The organism is Burkholderia latens (assembly GCF_902499045.1).
GTDB classification, from domain to species: Bacteria; Pseudomonadota; Gammaproteobacteria; order Burkholderiales; family Burkholderiaceae; genus Burkholderia; species Burkholderia latens.
The window spans coordinates 40,250-55,580 of record NZ_CABVPL010000030.1; the positions used below are offsets into that span (position 1 = coordinate 40,250).

Annotated in this window: 14 protein-coding genes and 1 pseudogene; 9 read left to right on the forward strand and 6 right to left on the reverse strand. The window is 67.5% G+C overall.

Annotated features, from left to right (window positions below; genetic code table 11):
- Positions 1 to 179 precede the first annotated feature (179 nt).
- On the forward strand, positions 180 to 1,136 hold the full coding sequence (locus BSE24067_RS19950; protein ID WP_151065747.1) for a DMT family transporter: 957 nt from the start codon (positions 180 to 182) through the stop codon (positions 1,134 to 1,136).
- 159 nt (positions 1,137 to 1,295) lie between these two features.
- Complete coding sequence (locus BSE24067_RS19955) at positions 1,296 to 1,844, forward strand: permease (RefSeq protein ID WP_151065748.1); 549 nt, start codon at positions 1,296 to 1,298, stop codon at positions 1,842 to 1,844.
- Positions 1,845 to 1,952: 108 nt separating this feature from the next.
- On the opposite strand, the gene BSE24067_RS19960 is transcribed toward BSE24067_RS19955, so the two are convergent.
- Positions 1,953 to 2,087, reverse strand: coding sequence for an entericidin A/B family lipoprotein (locus BSE24067_RS19960; protein ID WP_011659177.1), 135 nt, complete (start codon positions 2,085 to 2,087; stop codon positions 1,953 to 1,955).
- Positions 2,088 to 2,323: 236 nt separating this feature from the next.
- Between BSE24067_RS19960 and BSE24067_RS19965 the strand changes: the two genes are divergently transcribed.
- The 7 genes and pseudogenes from BSE24067_RS19965 to BSE24067_RS19990 all read left to right on the forward strand — a co-directional run bounded on the left by BSE24067_RS19965 (position 2,324) and on the right by BSE24067_RS19990 (position 9,258).
- Positions 2,324 to 3,616 (forward strand): aspartate carbamoyltransferase, encoded by a 1,293-nt coding sequence (locus BSE24067_RS19965; protein WP_151065749.1) that lies wholly within the window; start codon positions 2,324 to 2,326, stop codon positions 3,614 to 3,616.
- Between the two features lie 406 nt (positions 3,617 to 4,022).
- The gene (locus tag BSE24067_RS19970; protein WP_151065750.1) at positions 4,023 to 6,269 is read left to right on the forward strand and encodes a TonB-dependent receptor; all 2,247 of its coding nucleotides are present in this window, start codon (positions 4,023 to 4,025) and stop codon (positions 6,267 to 6,269) included.
- Between the two features lie 3 nt (positions 6,270 to 6,272).
- Entirely contained in the window at positions 6,273 to 7,028 is a 756-nt protein-coding gene (locus BSE24067_RS19975) for a tetratricopeptide repeat protein (protein WP_151065751.1), read from the forward strand.
- Positions 7,025 to 7,708, forward strand: a complete 684-nt coding sequence (locus tag BSE24067_RS19980; protein WP_151065752.1) for a Fe2+-dependent dioxygenase — start codon at positions 7,025 to 7,027, stop codon at positions 7,706 to 7,708. The genes BSE24067_RS19975 and BSE24067_RS19980 overlap by 4 nt, the downstream gene beginning before the upstream one ends.
- 116 nt (positions 7,709 to 7,824) lie before the next feature.
- Positions 7,825 to 8,108: pseudogene (locus tag BSE24067_RS32595) on the forward strand (type II toxin-antitoxin system Phd/YefM family antitoxin).
- Positions 8,109 to 8,328: 220 nt separating this feature from the next.
- Positions 8,329 to 8,913 carry a nucleotidyltransferase family protein gene (locus BSE24067_RS19985; RefSeq protein ID WP_151065753.1) on the forward strand — a complete coding sequence of 195 codons (585 nt, stop codon included), beginning with the start codon at positions 8,329 to 8,331 and terminating at the stop codon, positions 8,911 to 8,913.
- Positions 8,914 to 9,114: 201 nt separating this feature from the next.
- Complete coding sequence (locus BSE24067_RS19990) at positions 9,115 to 9,258, forward strand: hypothetical protein (protein WP_170297501.1); 144 nt, start codon at positions 9,115 to 9,117, stop codon at positions 9,256 to 9,258.
- Between the two features lie 88 nt (positions 9,259 to 9,346).
- On the opposite strand, the gene BSE24067_RS19995 is transcribed toward BSE24067_RS19990, so the two are convergent.
- From BSE24067_RS19995 to BSE24067_RS20015, 5 genes are read right to left on the reverse strand one after another with little or no spacing between them, the layout of a single operon-like run.
- Positions 9,347 to 10,105 (reverse strand): SDR family oxidoreductase, encoded by a 759-nt coding sequence (locus tag BSE24067_RS19995; RefSeq protein WP_151065754.1) that lies wholly within the window; start codon positions 10,103 to 10,105, stop codon positions 9,347 to 9,349.
- Positions 10,102 to 11,649, reverse strand: a complete 1,548-nt coding sequence (locus tag BSE24067_RS20000; RefSeq protein WP_151065755.1) for an FGGY-family carbohydrate kinase — start codon at positions 11,647 to 11,649, stop codon at positions 10,102 to 10,104. Before BSE24067_RS20000 ends, BSE24067_RS19995 begins: the two co-directional genes overlap by 4 nt.
- Before the next feature lie 31 nt (positions 11,650 to 11,680).
- Positions 11,681 to 12,769, reverse strand: a complete 1,089-nt coding sequence (locus tag BSE24067_RS20005; protein WP_151065756.1) for an alcohol dehydrogenase catalytic domain-containing protein — start codon at positions 12,767 to 12,769, stop codon at positions 11,681 to 11,683.
- A gap of 45 nt (positions 12,770 to 12,814) precedes the next feature.
- Positions 12,815 to 13,822, reverse strand: a complete 1,008-nt coding sequence (locus tag BSE24067_RS20010; RefSeq protein WP_151065757.1) for an ABC transporter permease — start codon at positions 13,820 to 13,822, stop codon at positions 12,815 to 12,817.
- Entirely contained in the window at positions 13,809 to 15,329 is a 1,521-nt protein-coding gene (locus BSE24067_RS20015) for a sugar ABC transporter ATP-binding protein (protein ID WP_151065758.1), read from the reverse strand. Before BSE24067_RS20015 ends, BSE24067_RS20010 begins: the two co-directional genes overlap by 14 nt.
- Positions 15,330 to 15,331: the final 2 nt, after the last annotated feature.

Below are 15,331 nucleotides of genomic sequence, written 5' to 3' on the forward strand. Positions count from 1 at the left end.
ACGGCGCCGGTCGCACGACCGCGACAAGCGTTGCGGATCGACGGTGACGATCGATGATGCCGGCGCACCCGAGCATCGGGAGATACCGGCTGCGGCGCACTTCTGCCCGCTCCACTCGGCCACGCGCCGCTGCAATTTCGTTCAAGACGTCCGCGGCACCGCACCCGATGATGCGGCGTATGAAGACACGACTGATCGGCTATCTCTATCTCGCCGCCGCGATGGCGGGCGTCGGCAGCACCGTCATCGCGAGCCGCCTCGCGGCCGGCGGTCTGCCGCCGTTCGCGGCCACGGCGCTGCGCTTCCTGATCGCGACACCATTGCTGTTCGCGCTGATGCGCGCGCAGCGGATGCGATGGCCGCGCATCTCCGCACGCGACGCAGTGCTGCTGATCGTCCAGGCGGCAGCCGGCGGTCTCGGCTATACGGTGCTGCTGATCAGCGGCACGAAGCTGTCGTCGCCGGTCGATGCGGGCGTGATGCTGGGCACGCTGCCGGCGATGTCGACGCTGATCGCGGCGGTCGTGCTGCGCGAGCGGCAGACGCCTCGCGACTGGGGCGCGGCCGCGCTTGCCACCGCCGGCGTGCTGTTCGTCACGTTCGCGCCCGGCCACGCGATGCCGTCGCTGCGCACGCTCGCCGGCGACGCGCTCGTGCTGGCTGCCGTCGCATGCGAAGCCGTGTTCATCCTGCTGAACCGGCGGCTGTCGGCGCCGTTGCCGCCACTCGCGCTGTCGACCGCGATGTCGGGCCTCGGCTTCATGCTCGCACTGGTGCCCGCCATGTTCGAATGGCACGCAGTCGTGACGGGATGGACCGTCGGCGCCGTATCCGCGATCGCGTACTACGCGCTCGTGCCGACCGTGCTCGGCTACGTGTGCTGGTATGCGGGCTCGGCACGCACGAGCGGCACGGAAGCCGCGCTGTTCACGGCGGTCGCGCCCGTCTCGGCCGTGCTGTTCGCCGTTGCGCTGTTCGGCGAGACACTGGGCGGCACGCGGCTGCTCGGCATCGCGCTCGTCGTCGCGGGCATGCTGATGGGCGCGATGCGCCGCCAGGGGCCGCGGGCGCGCGCAAGCGAAGGAGAGCCGAAGTCGCGCGCGCGGCCGGCGGCGCGGTCGGCCGCTACCGACTGAGACTTTACCGGCCTGGTCTGGCTTAAACGTACAAGCGGCACGAGCGACGACTGTAGGAATGTGTCCGCGCGCGGCAAAACCGTTGCGCACCGTCGTGCAAGATGCAATATTCGCGTGGCCGGGCCATTTGACAACCACCGAACAATAATTCGCATCGCCATGAACAAGAAGGAAGCCAAAACGAGGATCGCGGCGCTGCTGTCCGCGGGCTCCAGGAAAGCCGACGTGCTGGCCGAGCTGGCCGGACAGGGGCTCAAGGACTCCGTGCTCGCACGTCTGATCGCGTCGCATGCGGACCCCGAGCTGTGCAGGAGGAACAAGCTGCACACCCGCGTCCTCGTCGGGCTCGGCATCGCGCAGCTGTTGATCAGTATCGGACTGGCATACCTGCTGTTGGTGGACACCCTCAGCAAGGGCGCGTCGCTGCTGTTCCTCGCCGTGACCGTGCCGTTGTCGCTGCTGTTCATCTGGGGCTTCGCCACGCATCGCGTCGGCGCGTATCACGCGTTCATCATCCTGTCGCTGCTGCAACTGCCGAAGACCATTGCCGATCTCGCGCACGATCCGTCGTCCGCGGTGCCGAGCCTCGCCGTGACGATCGTCCTCGTCGGCTACGTCTGGTTCGTCCGCAACCGGATGTTTCCCGATTTCGGCTGGTTCACGCCGCGCAAGATCGACGGCCGTTACGCATTCGTGGAAACCGCCTGACGTCGACGGTGTTCACGCCGCCCCGCGCCGCGAACGACAAAAAAGGCGCCGGCCCGCCCCGCGATTGCGGGACGGGCCGGCGCCTTCTGCATGCCGGAACCCGGCGGCTTACTTGGCCTTTTCAGCCGAGTCGCTGATCGCCTGGCCGCCCTTCGAAATGTCCTGCCCCACGCCTGCAACGGTATTGCAACCGGCGAGCGCGGCGGTCACCACCAGCAGCACTGCAGCAATCGTACGCGTCATTCTCGTTCTCCTTTCGAATCAACAAGCCCGACCGGGCGAATCGTGTGCGGCGTGGCGCCCTGCGGCGCGCAGGACACGGGGCCTGACCTGATTATACGGAGACGGCTGCCGCGCGCCAGTAGTGGCGGATGCGGCGTTGCCCGCGCTCGCGCAGCAGATCGCGCAGATTTTCCTTGACTTCCCCCATTCGCGAACTAATATACGCACCGCGTATATTTCTCCGAAGGGTGCCGCCAATGACCGTTCCCCAGCAAGCCTTCCTGCGCGACGCGATGCGCCGCCTCAACATGACCCGCGAAGCGTTCGCGAGCCGCATCGGCGTGAGCCGCCGCGCGCTGGATACGTGGCTGCTGCCCGACGATTCGCAGGAATCGCGTGGAATGCCCGAGATCGTCGAGCGTTTCGTGTCGGAAATCGTCGAGCGTTCACCGGACGGCGGCAACTATACGCAAAGCGTAGACAAGCAGGGCCTTGCGAAACAATTCCTGTTCGAAGGCAAGCCGCAGCTGATCTCGGTCGACCAGTTCTCGCGGGACTCGGTCGAGGCGCTGTTCCGCGTCGCCGACGTGATGCAGCCGATCGCGCGGCGCCACAAGATTTCGCGCGTGCTCGAAGGCGCGGTGCTCGGCAACCTGTTCTTCGAGGCCAGCACGCGCACCCGCGTGTCGTTCGGCGCGGCTTTCTGCCGGCTCGGCGGCTCGGTGTGCGACACGACGGGCTTCACGTTCTCGTCGATGGCGAAGGGCGAATCGATCTACGACACGAGCCGCGTGATGGCGGGCTACGTCGACGCGCTGGTGATCCGCCATCCGGAGAAAGGCTCGGTTGCCGAATTCGCGCGCGCGACCAACCTGCCGGTGATCAACGGCGGCGACGGCCCGGGCGAACACCCGAGCCAGGCACTCCTCGATCTCTATACGATCCAGCGCGAATTCTCACGGCTCGGCAAGATCGTCGACGGTGCGCACATCGCGCTCGTCGGCGACCTGAAATACGGCCGGACCGTGCACTCGCTCGTCAAGCTGCTCGCGCTGTACCGCGGGCTGAAGTTCACGCTCGTGTCGCCGCCGACGCTTGAAATGCCCGCGTACATCATCGACCAGATCGCGACGAACGGCCACGTGATCGAGCAGACGAACGATCTCGCGACCGGCCTGCTCGGCGCGGATGTCGTCTACGCGACGCGGATCCAGAAGGAGCGCTTCACGGACGAGTCGTTCGAAGGCTATACGCCCGATTTCCAGATCAACCAGGCGCTCGTCGACTCCGTCTGCAAGCCCGACACGCTGATCATGCACCCGCTGCCGCGCGACAGCCGGCCCGGCGCGAACGATCTGTCGGTCGACCTGAACCGCGACCCGCGTCTCGCGATCTTCCGGCAGACCGACAACGGCATTCCGGTGCGGATGGCGATCTTCGCGGTACTGCTCGGCGTGGAGAACCTCGTCCAGCATTCGATGCGCGACGCGACGTGGCGCCCGCCGGCGTACCTCGGGCCCGAAGACGCCGTGTTTCACGGGATCGACTGATCCGCGCCCGATGTCGCGCGGCTGAACGCGAGTTTGCTTCAGCTCGGCAGCCGCGCTCGTAAGTCACCCACTCGACGCGCCGGCCTGCACGGCGCGTTGTCATTTTCCGCGCCGACAACGCGCCGGCAGCCGCACCGGAGGCAGCGGGCCCAAGGGGCCGATCACACGCAGGCCCGCTGCTTCGAACGGCGCGACGTCGTCGTTCGGCCATTCTCGCGCCCTGCCGGCCCTCAAAAAGCGTCCGTAACATTCGTCAACGTTCGCCTCATCAATGCGAACAAGAACGCTTCTCATTCAATCAAAAATTACATAGAATGCCGCCTGAAAACAAATCGTAATAATTCCCGGCGGCGTGCACATTTCCGTAGCGCGCCGTCGCCGGGACCACACCGCGAGGTCGAAGCGCATGACGAAGTCCCGCCCTGACGAGCTGAAGCTCGGCAAGTTCACCACCCTGTGCAGCGTGCTGGCCGCGAGCCCCGCGTTCGCCGACGGCACGACGCCGCCGGCCCCGGTCAGCACCGAAGGCCATCTCGCGCCGATCGAGATCCAGGGCAAGACCGAGCACAGCTACAAGGCCGACTTCTCCGCGTCCGCGAAATTCACCGCGCCGCTCGTCGACACGCCGAAGTCGGTCACGGTGATCCCGCAGGAGCTGATCCGGAACAGCGGCGCGGCAACGCTGACCGAAGCGCTGCGCACCGTGCCCGGCATCACGTTCGGCGCCGGCGAAGGCGGCAACCCGCTCGGCGATCGCCCGTTCATCCGCGGCTACGACACGCAGGGCAGCATGTTCGTCGACGGGATGCGCGACACGGGCGCGACCACGCGCGAGATCTTCAACACCGAGCGCGTCGAAGTCACCAAGGGCTCCGACGGCGCATATGGCGGCCGCGGCGGCGCGGGCGGCAGCATCAACCTGATCACGAAGGCGCCGCACCTCGGCACGACCGCCGCCGCGAGCGCGGGCCTCGGCACCGACCGCTATCGCCGCTTCACCGCCGACGGCAACTGGCAGTTCGCCGATCACGCCGCGTTCCGCCTGAACCTGATGAGCCACAACAACGACGTCGCCGGCCGCGACGCGGTCAACAACGAGCGCTGGGGCGTCGCGCCGTCGATCGCGTTCGGCCTCGGCACGCCGACGCGCGTGACCGCGAGCTACTACCACCTGTCGACCGACGACATGCCCGACGGCGGCATTCCGTACTTCTATACGGCGTCGAACAAGCCCGCGAACGTCGGCACGATCTACCCGGCGCCCGTCGACCGCCACAACTTCTACGGCCTGATCGACCGCGATTTCCGCAAGACCACGTCGGACATCAGCACGATCAAGATCGAGCACGACATCACGCCGAACCTGACGGTGCGCAACACGACGCGCTACACGGAATCGACGCAGGATTACATCTGGACGCAGCCGGACGACAGCCAGGGCAACGTGGTCAACGGCAAGGTCTGGCGCCGCAACAACAACCGCAACAGCTCGATCAACAGCCTCGCGAACCTGACCGAGCTGTTCGGCGAATTCCGCACCGGGCCGTTCAAGCACAGCTTCACGACCGGCATCGAACTGTCGCGCGAATGGGGCAAGCGCGATTCGTACACGGTCGCGACCGACAACGGCAAGATCTGCCAGAAGGGCATCGGCGCGGCGTCGGGCTACAACTGCACGAGCCTGTGGTCGCCGAACCCGAGCGATCCCTGGGCCGGCTCGATCACGCGCAACAACGACTACGCGCATGCGCGCACCACGACGAAGTCGATCTACGGTTTCGACACGATCGAACTCGCGCCGCGCTGGCAGGTGAACGCCGGCGTGCGCGTCGACGATTACTCGACCCGCTTCACCGATACCCGTGCGAACGGCGGCAAGACGTACACGCGCGACGATACGCTCGTGAACTGGCAGGCCGGCCTCGTGTTCAAGCCCGCGCAGAACGGCAGCATCTACGCGTCGTATGCGACGTCGTCGACGCCGGCTGGCATGCTGCTCGGCGAAGGCAGCGAAACGCAGTCGCTGACGCCGGGCCGCGGCGGCGTCGGCCCGAACGCCGATCAGCTTTCGCCGGAAAAGAACCGCAGTATCGAGCTGGGCACGAAGTGGAACGTGCTGAACGACAAGCTGTCGCTGACGGCCGCGCTGTTCCAGATCGACACGACGAATGCGCGCGTGACGCTGCCGAACAACGAGTACGCGATGGTCGGCAACAAGCGCGTGCAGGGTCTCGAACTCGGTGTCGCCGGGCAAATCACCAAGCAATGGCAGGTGTTCGGCGGCTACACGTACATGAAGAGCGCGCTGCGCGACAACGGCAAGGATGCCGCGAACAACGGCCACCGGTTCCCGAACACGCCGAAGCACAGCCTGACGATGTGGTCGAACTACGACGTGACGCCGAAGTTCACCGTCGGCGGCGGTGCGTTCTACATGTCCGAAGTGTTCGGCGACCCCGCGAACCTGCGTGCGGTGCCGTCGTACTGGCGCTTCGACGCGATGGCGCAATACCGGATCAACAAGAAGCTCGATCTGCAGCTGAACGTGAACAACCTGTTCAACCGCACGTATTTCGATCAGGCGTATCCGTCGCACTACGCGTCGATCGCGCCGGGGCGCTCGGCGTTCGTCACGCTGAACGCGCGTTACTGATCGATGGAGGCCGTCTCGCTGAAGGCGCTCGCGTCGGTATCGCCGCGCGAGTTCGCCGACATCCTGGCCGGGCCGCCCGAGCGCGCCGCCGCGTGGGTCGCGGCGGCTGCCGAACACGGCATCGTCGATGCGCAGGCCGTCTACGGCCAGTATCTGCTCGACGGGCATGGTGTCGCGCGCGATCCGGGCGCCGCGTTCGGCTGGTTCGGGCACGCGGCGCGCGCCGGCCATCCGATGGCGATGAACATGCTCGGGCGCTGCTACGAGCTCGGCTGGGGCACGGCCGCGTGCGCGCCGGTAGCGGTGTACTGGTATCGGCTCGCCGCGCAGGCGGAGCTCGACTGGGGCATGTACAACTATGCGACGGCGCTCGCGCTCGGCAATGGTGTCGACGAGAACCGCGCCGAGGCGCTCGACTGGCTTCGCCGTGCGGCCGCGCTCGGCCATGCGAAATCGATCAACCTGATCGGCGGCTTCTACGAGGACGGCTGGGTCGTGGCGGCCGACGCCGACGCCGCGTTCGATCACTATCGCCGCGCAGCCGAGGGCGGCGACTTTCGCGGCCAGTTCAACTATGCGCGGCTGCTCGCCGAACGCGGACGCATCGACGAAGCACTCGCGTGGCTCGCGCGCGTGCCGGCCGCGGCGACGCCTGCGTTCATCGCGAAGATGCGTGCATATCTCGCGGCGTCGCCGATCGGCGCGATGCGCGCGGCGGCGGCGCAGTTGCCTTCTCTTCAGACGGAATTCGAATCGTGATGCTTCATGTCCCCGGCGTGTTGACCAACGCGCAGGTCGCGCAATGCCGCGCATTGCTCGACGGCGCGGACTGGGTCGACGGCAACGCGACGTCCGGCGCGCAGTCGGCGCTCGCGAAGCGCAATCGGCAGTTGCCGGAAGGGTCGCCGGTTGCGCGAGCGGTCGGCGACGCGATCCAGGATGCGCTGGCGCAACACGCATTGTTCTTTTCGGCGGCGTTGCCGTTGAAGGTGTTTCCGCCGCTGTTCAACCGCTATGCAGGCGGCGAGACGTTCGGCACGCACGTCGACAACGCGATCCGGCTGCTGCGCGGCACGGATTTTCGCGTACGCAGCGATCTGTCGGCGACGTTGTTTCTCGCGGAACCGGATGCGTACGACGGCGGTGAGCTATGCGTCGAGGATACGTACGGCGTGCATCGCGCGAAGCTGCCGGCCGGCGATCTCGTGCTGTATCCGGCGTCGAGCCTGCATCGGGTGACGCCTGTGACCCGCGGCGAACGCGTGGCGTCGTTCTTCTGGATTCAGAGCATGGTCCGCGACGACGGCGATCGCACGCTGCTGTTCCAGCTCGATACGCAGATTCAGGCGCTTTCCGCCGAGAAAGGGGCGAAGGATCCGATGGTCATTTCGTTGACGGGGATTTACCACAATCTGTTGAGGAAGTGGGCGGATGCGTAGCGTGAACCCGTAACGCCGCGCCCGGACGGGAAAGTTTGTCGAACGGGTTCGGCGTCGCTTGCATCGGATCGCCGCACGCGTCTGAAACGACCAAGATCGGACGGCCGGCTCATATCATGATGCCGAACGCTCCTGTTTCCAGATCCGGGTTCCACGCTCGCGCGCTCGAATAATTCCGGCTCGTGGAGGCCACCGGTGAAAGCGTGATCGTTACCGTCCACTGCGGGCGCGGGCCGAAATCCGGTCTTGCCGCGCCCGCGAATCCCGGCCGTTGGACATATTGCGCGGGTCGGTCATGCGCTACGAGCGCTACGACGATCCTTTCGATCCGGTCGCGGACGATGATTGGCAGGCTTCGCGGCGATCGTGCCGGATACGCATGCATTGGAGTGGTGCATGACGGGCGGTCCGTCGCTAGCAAGAAGGCCTGAGTCGGGCCCGAAGCGCAATCGATCGCGCGCGACGAACGCGCGCTCGCCGCGTGCGCGGTCTCCGCATGGGAAAGGCAAACCATCCACTGACATTCTTTCCGACGACCGCACCCGTCGGTAACATCCGCACTTGCCGATCCCCGCCCGCTCCCGCACAATCGGATCACCTGCCTCCGTCCCCCCGCGCCGATGTCCTATGCGTCACTCGCCACCGGCGTCCTGCTCGCCGGCGGTCTCGGTCAACGTTTCGACCCGAGCGGTCTGCACAGCAAGCTGCTCGCGCTGCTTCCCGACGGCACGCCGGTTGCGGTCGCGGCCGCGCGTCATCTGGCCGCGGCCACCGCGGACGTGATCGCCGTCGTGCGGCCCGGCGCCGAAAAACTGGCGATGCTGCTGAACGAAGCCGGCTGTCACGTCGTCTACGCGCCCGACGCGGAGCGCGGCATGGGCGCGAGCCTGGCGGCGGGCGTACGCGCGACACCGGACGCGACCGGCTGGCTGGTCGCGCTCGGCGACATGCCGTGGATCGCGGCGTCCACGTACGAAGCGCTCACGCGCGCGCTGGACGCCGACGACGCGTCGATCGTCGCGCCCGTGCATCGCGGCGTGCGCGGCCATCCGGTCGGTTTCGCCGCGCAGCATTATGAAGCGCTCGCCACGCTCGACGGCGATACGGGTGCACGCGCGTTGCTCGCGAGCGCGCCGGTGACGCTGCTCGACGTCGACGATCCCGGCATCCTGCGCGACGTCGACACGCCGGCGGATCTGCGCTGATATCGGCACACACCCGCCAGGCAGCGCGTCGAACGCACACGTTTGCCGCCAGTCCCGGCGCGATACGTGCAGACATCCGAATATCGCCCGGAATCCCGGCCCTGCCGTCACAATCCCGCTGCAAACGCTCGCCCGATTGCCTATAACGGAGACGAGGCGCGCCTGCCGCGCCACCGTCGTCACGCATTGTGCGAGCTCTCCATGGACCACACGACCCCGATGCCCGAGCCCCCCGCCGATCCGAACCGCGATCCGGAAGACGACCCGTTGTCGCCACCCGCGCCGGGCCATCCTCACGACAACCCGCAGCAGCCCGACGGGCCGCCGAGCAAGGATCCCATATAGCCGGACGGCCGCGCGCCGCATTCATCCGTTTCGAAACGGATCCGGCACCCGACGCGACGCGCGGCCGCCGCTGGCGCACGCGCGTCTGCTAGCGCGCGGTATACCCGCCGTCGATCGCCAGCGACACGCCGCTGATCATCGACGCCGCATCGCTGAGCAGGAACAGGATCGGCTCGACGACCTCGTCCGGCTCCGCGAAGCGCCCGAGCGGAATCGCCGCGAGCATCGGCGCGCGCTTCTCCGGCGCGCTCCACGCGAATTGCGCCATCGGCGTCAGCGTGACGGTCGGGTTCACGCTGTTCACGCGAATGCCGTGCGCACCGAGTTCGATGCACAGCACCCGCGTGATCGCGTCGAGCGCTGCCTTCGACGCGCAATAGCTCAGATGCGCGGGCAAGCCGACCAGCGCGGCCTGGCTCGATACGTTGACGATGCTGCCGCGCGCATGCGCGGCGCCGCGTGCATCGCGCGCAATCATCTTCCGCGCGACGGCCCGCGCGACGAGCGCGGCGCCACGCGCATTGACGGCCATCACGCGATCGAACTGCTCGGCGCTGATTTCCAGCGCCGGTTCGAGCGATGCGATACCCGCGCAATTGACGAGCGCGTCGAACGCGTCATACGCGGCGAGCGCCGCATCGATCGCCGCTTCGCCGCCGCCGACATCGAAGCGCAACGTATCGCACGCGATCTCGCGAGCAAGCCCGTCGAGCGCGGCCGCATCGCGCGCAGCCGCGACGACGTGCGCGCCCGCACCGGCCAGCGCGACCGCGCACGCGCGCCCGATCCCGCTCGACGCGCCGGTGACGAGCACCCGTGAACCGCTGAAATCGAATCGTGTCTTCATGATGACGCTCGCAATTCGTGCATGATCGGCCTGAGCGCCGGATACAGCGCCGTGTAAAGCGCGAAGCGCGCCGCATACGCATTCGCACGCGCTTGATCCGGCCGCGCGCGTTCGACGAGCGTGACCCAGCCGCCCTGCGCGTCGTCGTGCGACACCAGCCCCGCGCCGACGCCCGCGAGCAGCGCGGCGCCCATCGCGGCTTCGACGTCCTGCTCGATCGTCCATACCGGAAAACCGGTCACGTCCGCGACGATCTGCATCCACAGCGAAGAATGCGCGGCCCCGCCGACGACGATCAATCGATCGTCGAGCGCCGCCGCGCCGCGCCGGCCGGCTTCGATGTTGTGCCGCAGCGCGAACGCGACGCCTTCGAGCACCGCGCGATACAGGTGCGCACGCGTATGCGCGAGACTCAGCCCGACGAACGCGCCGCTCGCCTTCGCATCCCACACGGGGCTGCGTTCGCCCATCAGATACGGCAGGAACAGCACACCATCCGCTCCGGGCGGCACGCGCTCGGCCCCTTCCTCCAGCAGCACGTGCGGATCGCCGTGCGGCAGCAATCGCGCCGCATCGATTTCCGCATGACAGAACTGGTCGCGAAACCACGCGACCGATGCGCCGGCCGTGATCGCGCCGCCGAACACGTACGAATCGCGCTGCCCGTGGAACACGTGCGGCATGCTGACGAGCCCGTGGCGCGCATCGACGTGCTGGGTCACATAGCCCCAGCACATGCTCGTGCCGATCATCGCGACATGCTGGCCGGTGCGCGTCGCGCCGGCCGCGAAGGTCGCGACGGCCGCGTCGACACCACCCGCGACGATCGGCGTGCCGGCCGGCAGGCCGAGCTGCCCGGTCCATTGCGACAGCAAGCCGCCGACGACGTCGGTCGATTCGACCAGCCGCTCGGGCATCATCGTCGCCGGAATGCCGAGCATGTCGAGCGCGTCGTCGGACCACTCGCGGCGCGCGACGTCGTACACGCCGCCGATGTTGCCGGCCGAACTGTGGTCCACGGCGACTTCGCCGGTCAGCAGGTAGATCACGTACGCGTTCGGCGGCAGGAAATAGCGCACGTTCGCCCATACGTCCGGCCGCTGCTCGCGCAGCCACAGCATCTTGGTGAAGCCGTAGTAGCTGTCGACGCCGTTGCCCGTGATCACGCGCAGCCGCTCGACGTTCACGTTTGCGTTCACCCAGTCGACTTCCGCGGTTGCGCGCCGGTCCATCCAGATCAGGCACGGATGAAGCGGCCGCATGTCGCTGTCGACGGGAACGCCGGAGCCGCCGTACAGGCTGCTCACGCACACGGCGCGGATCGCGTCGGCCGGCACGCCGTGCTCGCGCGCGTCGCGCACGCAGCCGCCGATGCATTCGAGCACCGCGTCGAACCATACCTGCGGCCATTGTTCGGCCCACAGCGGGCGCGGCGTGTCGGGCTGGTAGCCGGCCGAGCGGCGCGCGACGATCGTGCCGCGCCGATCGACGAGCAGCGCCTTGGTGCTCTGCGTGCCGATGTCGACGCCTATGACGTATTCCATGTTCTCTCCGGTGACGCACGTGCGCCGGCCATCAGCGGGCCGGCTTCAGCAGCACCTTGATCGATTCGGACGACTTCGCGATGCGGATCGCTTCGTCCCAATCCTCCAGCGCGAAACCGTGCGTGACGATGCCCTTCGACGTGACGAGCCCGCGCGCGAGCAGGTCGATCGCGACCGGATAACAGTATGGCCCCAGGTGCGCGCCTCGTACGTCGAGCTCCTTGCGGTCGCCTATGATCGACCAGTCGGCGGTCGTGTCGTCGCCGAACACGCTGAATTCGACGAAGCGGCCGAGCTTGCGGATCAGGTCGAGACCCTGGTTCACGCCGACCGGCACGCCGGTCGTCTCGATGTACACGTCGCAGCCGTAGCCGCCGGTCAGCGCGCGCACGATCTCGCGTGCGTCGTCGCGCTTCGGGTTGATCGTCACGTCAGCGCCGTATTGCCGCGCCAGGTCGAGCCGTTCGTCGATCAGGTCGATCACGACCAGCTTTTTCGGCGTCTTCAGGTGCGCGACCTGCGTCATCATCAGCCCGAGCGGCCCCGCGCCGGCGATCACGACGACATCGTCGAGCTGGACGTCGCCGCGGTTCACGGTATGAATCGCGCACGACAGCGGCTCGATGATCGCCGCATCCTCGAGCGACACGCCGAGCGGGATCTTGTGGACGATCGCGGTCGGCGGAATGCGCATGTATTCGGCCATCCCGCCATCGGCGACCTCGCGCTGGAAACCGAAGATGTTGTGCACCTCGCACATCCAGTACTGTCCCGACTTGCAGTAGCGGCACTTGCCGCACGGCACGATCTGCTCGGCGATCACGCGGTCGCCCGGTGCGACGCCGAAATGGTCGGCCGCGCCGTCGCCGAGCGCTTCCACGTAGCCGAAGAATTCGTGGCCCGGAATCACCGGCGCCTTCACCCACGGGCTCGGGCCGCCCCAGAACATCTTCGCGCCCGTATAGCACTTGCAGTCGCTCGCGCAGATTCCGCATGCGGCGATGCGGATCACGAGCTCGTTCGGGCCCGCATGCGGCTTCGCGACCTGTTCGACGCGGTAATCCTCGGGGCCGTGGCAAACCACCGCGGTCATGCGCGGCTGGGCTTCGGGTGTCGTCATGTTTGTCTCGTTCGTTGGTGATTCGGATATTTGACGAACGGCGCGTTATCGCGACCGTTCGCGGCTGATGTAGATCGCGAGCAGGATGATTCCGCCCTTGATCACGTTCTGCACGTACGGGTTCACGCCGATCATGTTGAGCCCGTTGTTCAGCACGCCGAGCAGCAGCGCGCCGACGAGCGTGCCGAGAATCGCGCCGCGGCCGCCGGAGATCGACGTGCCGCCCATCACGACGGCCGCGATCGCGTCGAGCTCGAAGCCGATGCCCGCGTTCGGCTGTCCGCTCATCAGGCGCCCGGTCAGCACGATCGCCGCGATCGCCGACGTGAGCCCGGCGAGCGTGTACACGATCAGCTTCACGCGCGCGACGCGCACGCCGGTGAGCCGCGTCGCCTGCTCGTTGCCGCCGATCGCATACACGTAGCGGCCGAACGGCATCCGGTCGAGCAGCAGCCATGCGATCGCATAGACGACGAGCATGATCAGCACCGGCGCCTGGATGCCGAGCACCTTGCCGCTGCCGAAGAACGCGACCCAGTCGGGCAGCCCGTCGATCGGATAGCCGCCGGTATAGATCAGCGCGAGGCCGCGCGCGATGCCCATCGTCGCGAGCGTGACGATGATCGGCGGCATCCCGGCGAACGCGACGAACACGCCGTTCACGAAGCCGAACCCGAAGCCCACCGCGATGCCGATCGCGAGCGCGGCCGCGGCATTGACGCCCGCGACCATCAGTCCGGCCGCGAGCGTGCCGGACAGCGCCATCACCGAGCCGACCGACAGGTCGATCCCGCCGGTCAGGATCACGCAGGTCATGCCGACCGCGATGATCGCGTTGATCGATACCTGGCGCAGCACGTTCTCGAGGTTCGCGGCGGACAGGAAGCTCGGGCTCGCGATCATCATCGCGATGCAGACGACGATCAGCCCCACCAGCGGATAGAACAGCGTCGAGCGCCGCAACTGCGTCCACATTGCGCGCGGCGGCGGCGCATCGGCGGGCGCGGCTGCGAGCGTCGTGGAAGGCGGGGAAGAAGAATCAGGCAGGTTCATGGGTCGCTCCTCGCGTGCCGGCCGTGGCATGCACCATGACCGTGTCGGGATCGATCTCGTCGCCTTCGAGCGTCGCCTCGATGCGGCCCTGCCGGAACACGGCGACGCGGTCGCACATGCCGACGATCTCCGGCAATTCGGACGAGATCATGATGATGGCGTAGCCGCGCGCGGTCAGTTCGCGCATCAGCCCGTAGATTTCGGCTTTCGCGCCGACGTCGATGCCGCGCGTCGGTTCGTCGAAGATCAGCACCGTCGCGTGATGGTTGAGCCAGCGTGCAATCACGACCTTCTGCTGGTTGCCGCCGGACAGCGTCGCGACTTCGGTATGGATCGACGGCGCCTTCACGCCGACGCGCCGCATCACGTCGTGCGTCGTGCGCGCCTCGCCGCGCCGGTCGATCAGCCAGCGCATCGACCGGTACTTGCCGAGGTTGTTCAGCGAGATGTTGTCGCGGATCGAGAACGACGTGACGAGCCCTTCCGTCTTGCGGCTTTCCGGCAGCAGGCCGATGCCCGCGCGCAGCGCATCGGCCGGATCGGCGAGCTTCGCCGCCGCGCCGCGCACGCGCACGTCCTTGCGGTGCGCACGCGTCGCGCCGATCACCGCGAGCGCGGTCTCGGTGCGGCCGGAGCCGACGAGGCCCGCGAAACCGAGGATCTCGCCTTCATGCAGCGCGAAGCGGTTGACCGGGCCGTCGCGCTCGATCTGCAGCGCGTCGACTTCGAGCACGGCGCGCGCATCGGCGCGCCGCGCCGGCTTCGGCGGGAAGCTGCTCTCGAGCCGGCGGCCGACCATCATCCGCACCAGCTGCTCGACGTCCGTGCGCGCGACGTCGGTGGTCGCGACATACTGGCCGTCGCGCAGCACCGTGATGCGATCGCACACCGCGAAAATCTCGTCGAGATGATGCGAGATGAAGATCATCGCGACGCCTTGCCGCTTCAGCTCGCGCATGATCGCGAACAGATGTTCGGCCTCGGCCGGCGTCAGCGTGGCGGTCGGCTCGTCGAGAATCAGGATCCGCGCGTCGAGCGACAGCGCCTTGCCGATCTCGACGAACTGCTGCTGCGCGACCGACAGCGTGCGCAGCGGCGCATCGAGATCGATCGACACGCCGAGCCGCGCGAAGATGCCGGCCGCCGTGCGCCGCATCCGCGCGCGGTCGCGCACGCCCCAGCGCGTGCGCAGCTCGCGGCCGAGAAACAGGTTGTCGACGGCATCGAGATGCGGAATCAGGCTGAATTCCTGAAACACGATGCCGACGCCGGCCGCGACCGCGTCGTGATAGCTCGCGAACTGCCGCGCGGCGCCGTCGATCTCGATCGTGCCGGCATCCGGTCGATGGATTCCGCAGAGGATCTTCATCAGCGTCGACTTGCCGGCGCCGTTCTCGCCGAGCAGCGCATGCACTTCGCCGCGTGCGACCTCGAGATGAATGTCCGACAGCGCCTTGACGCCCGGAAAGCTTTTCGTGATGTGGCTGAGCCTGAGTATCGTGTCCATCG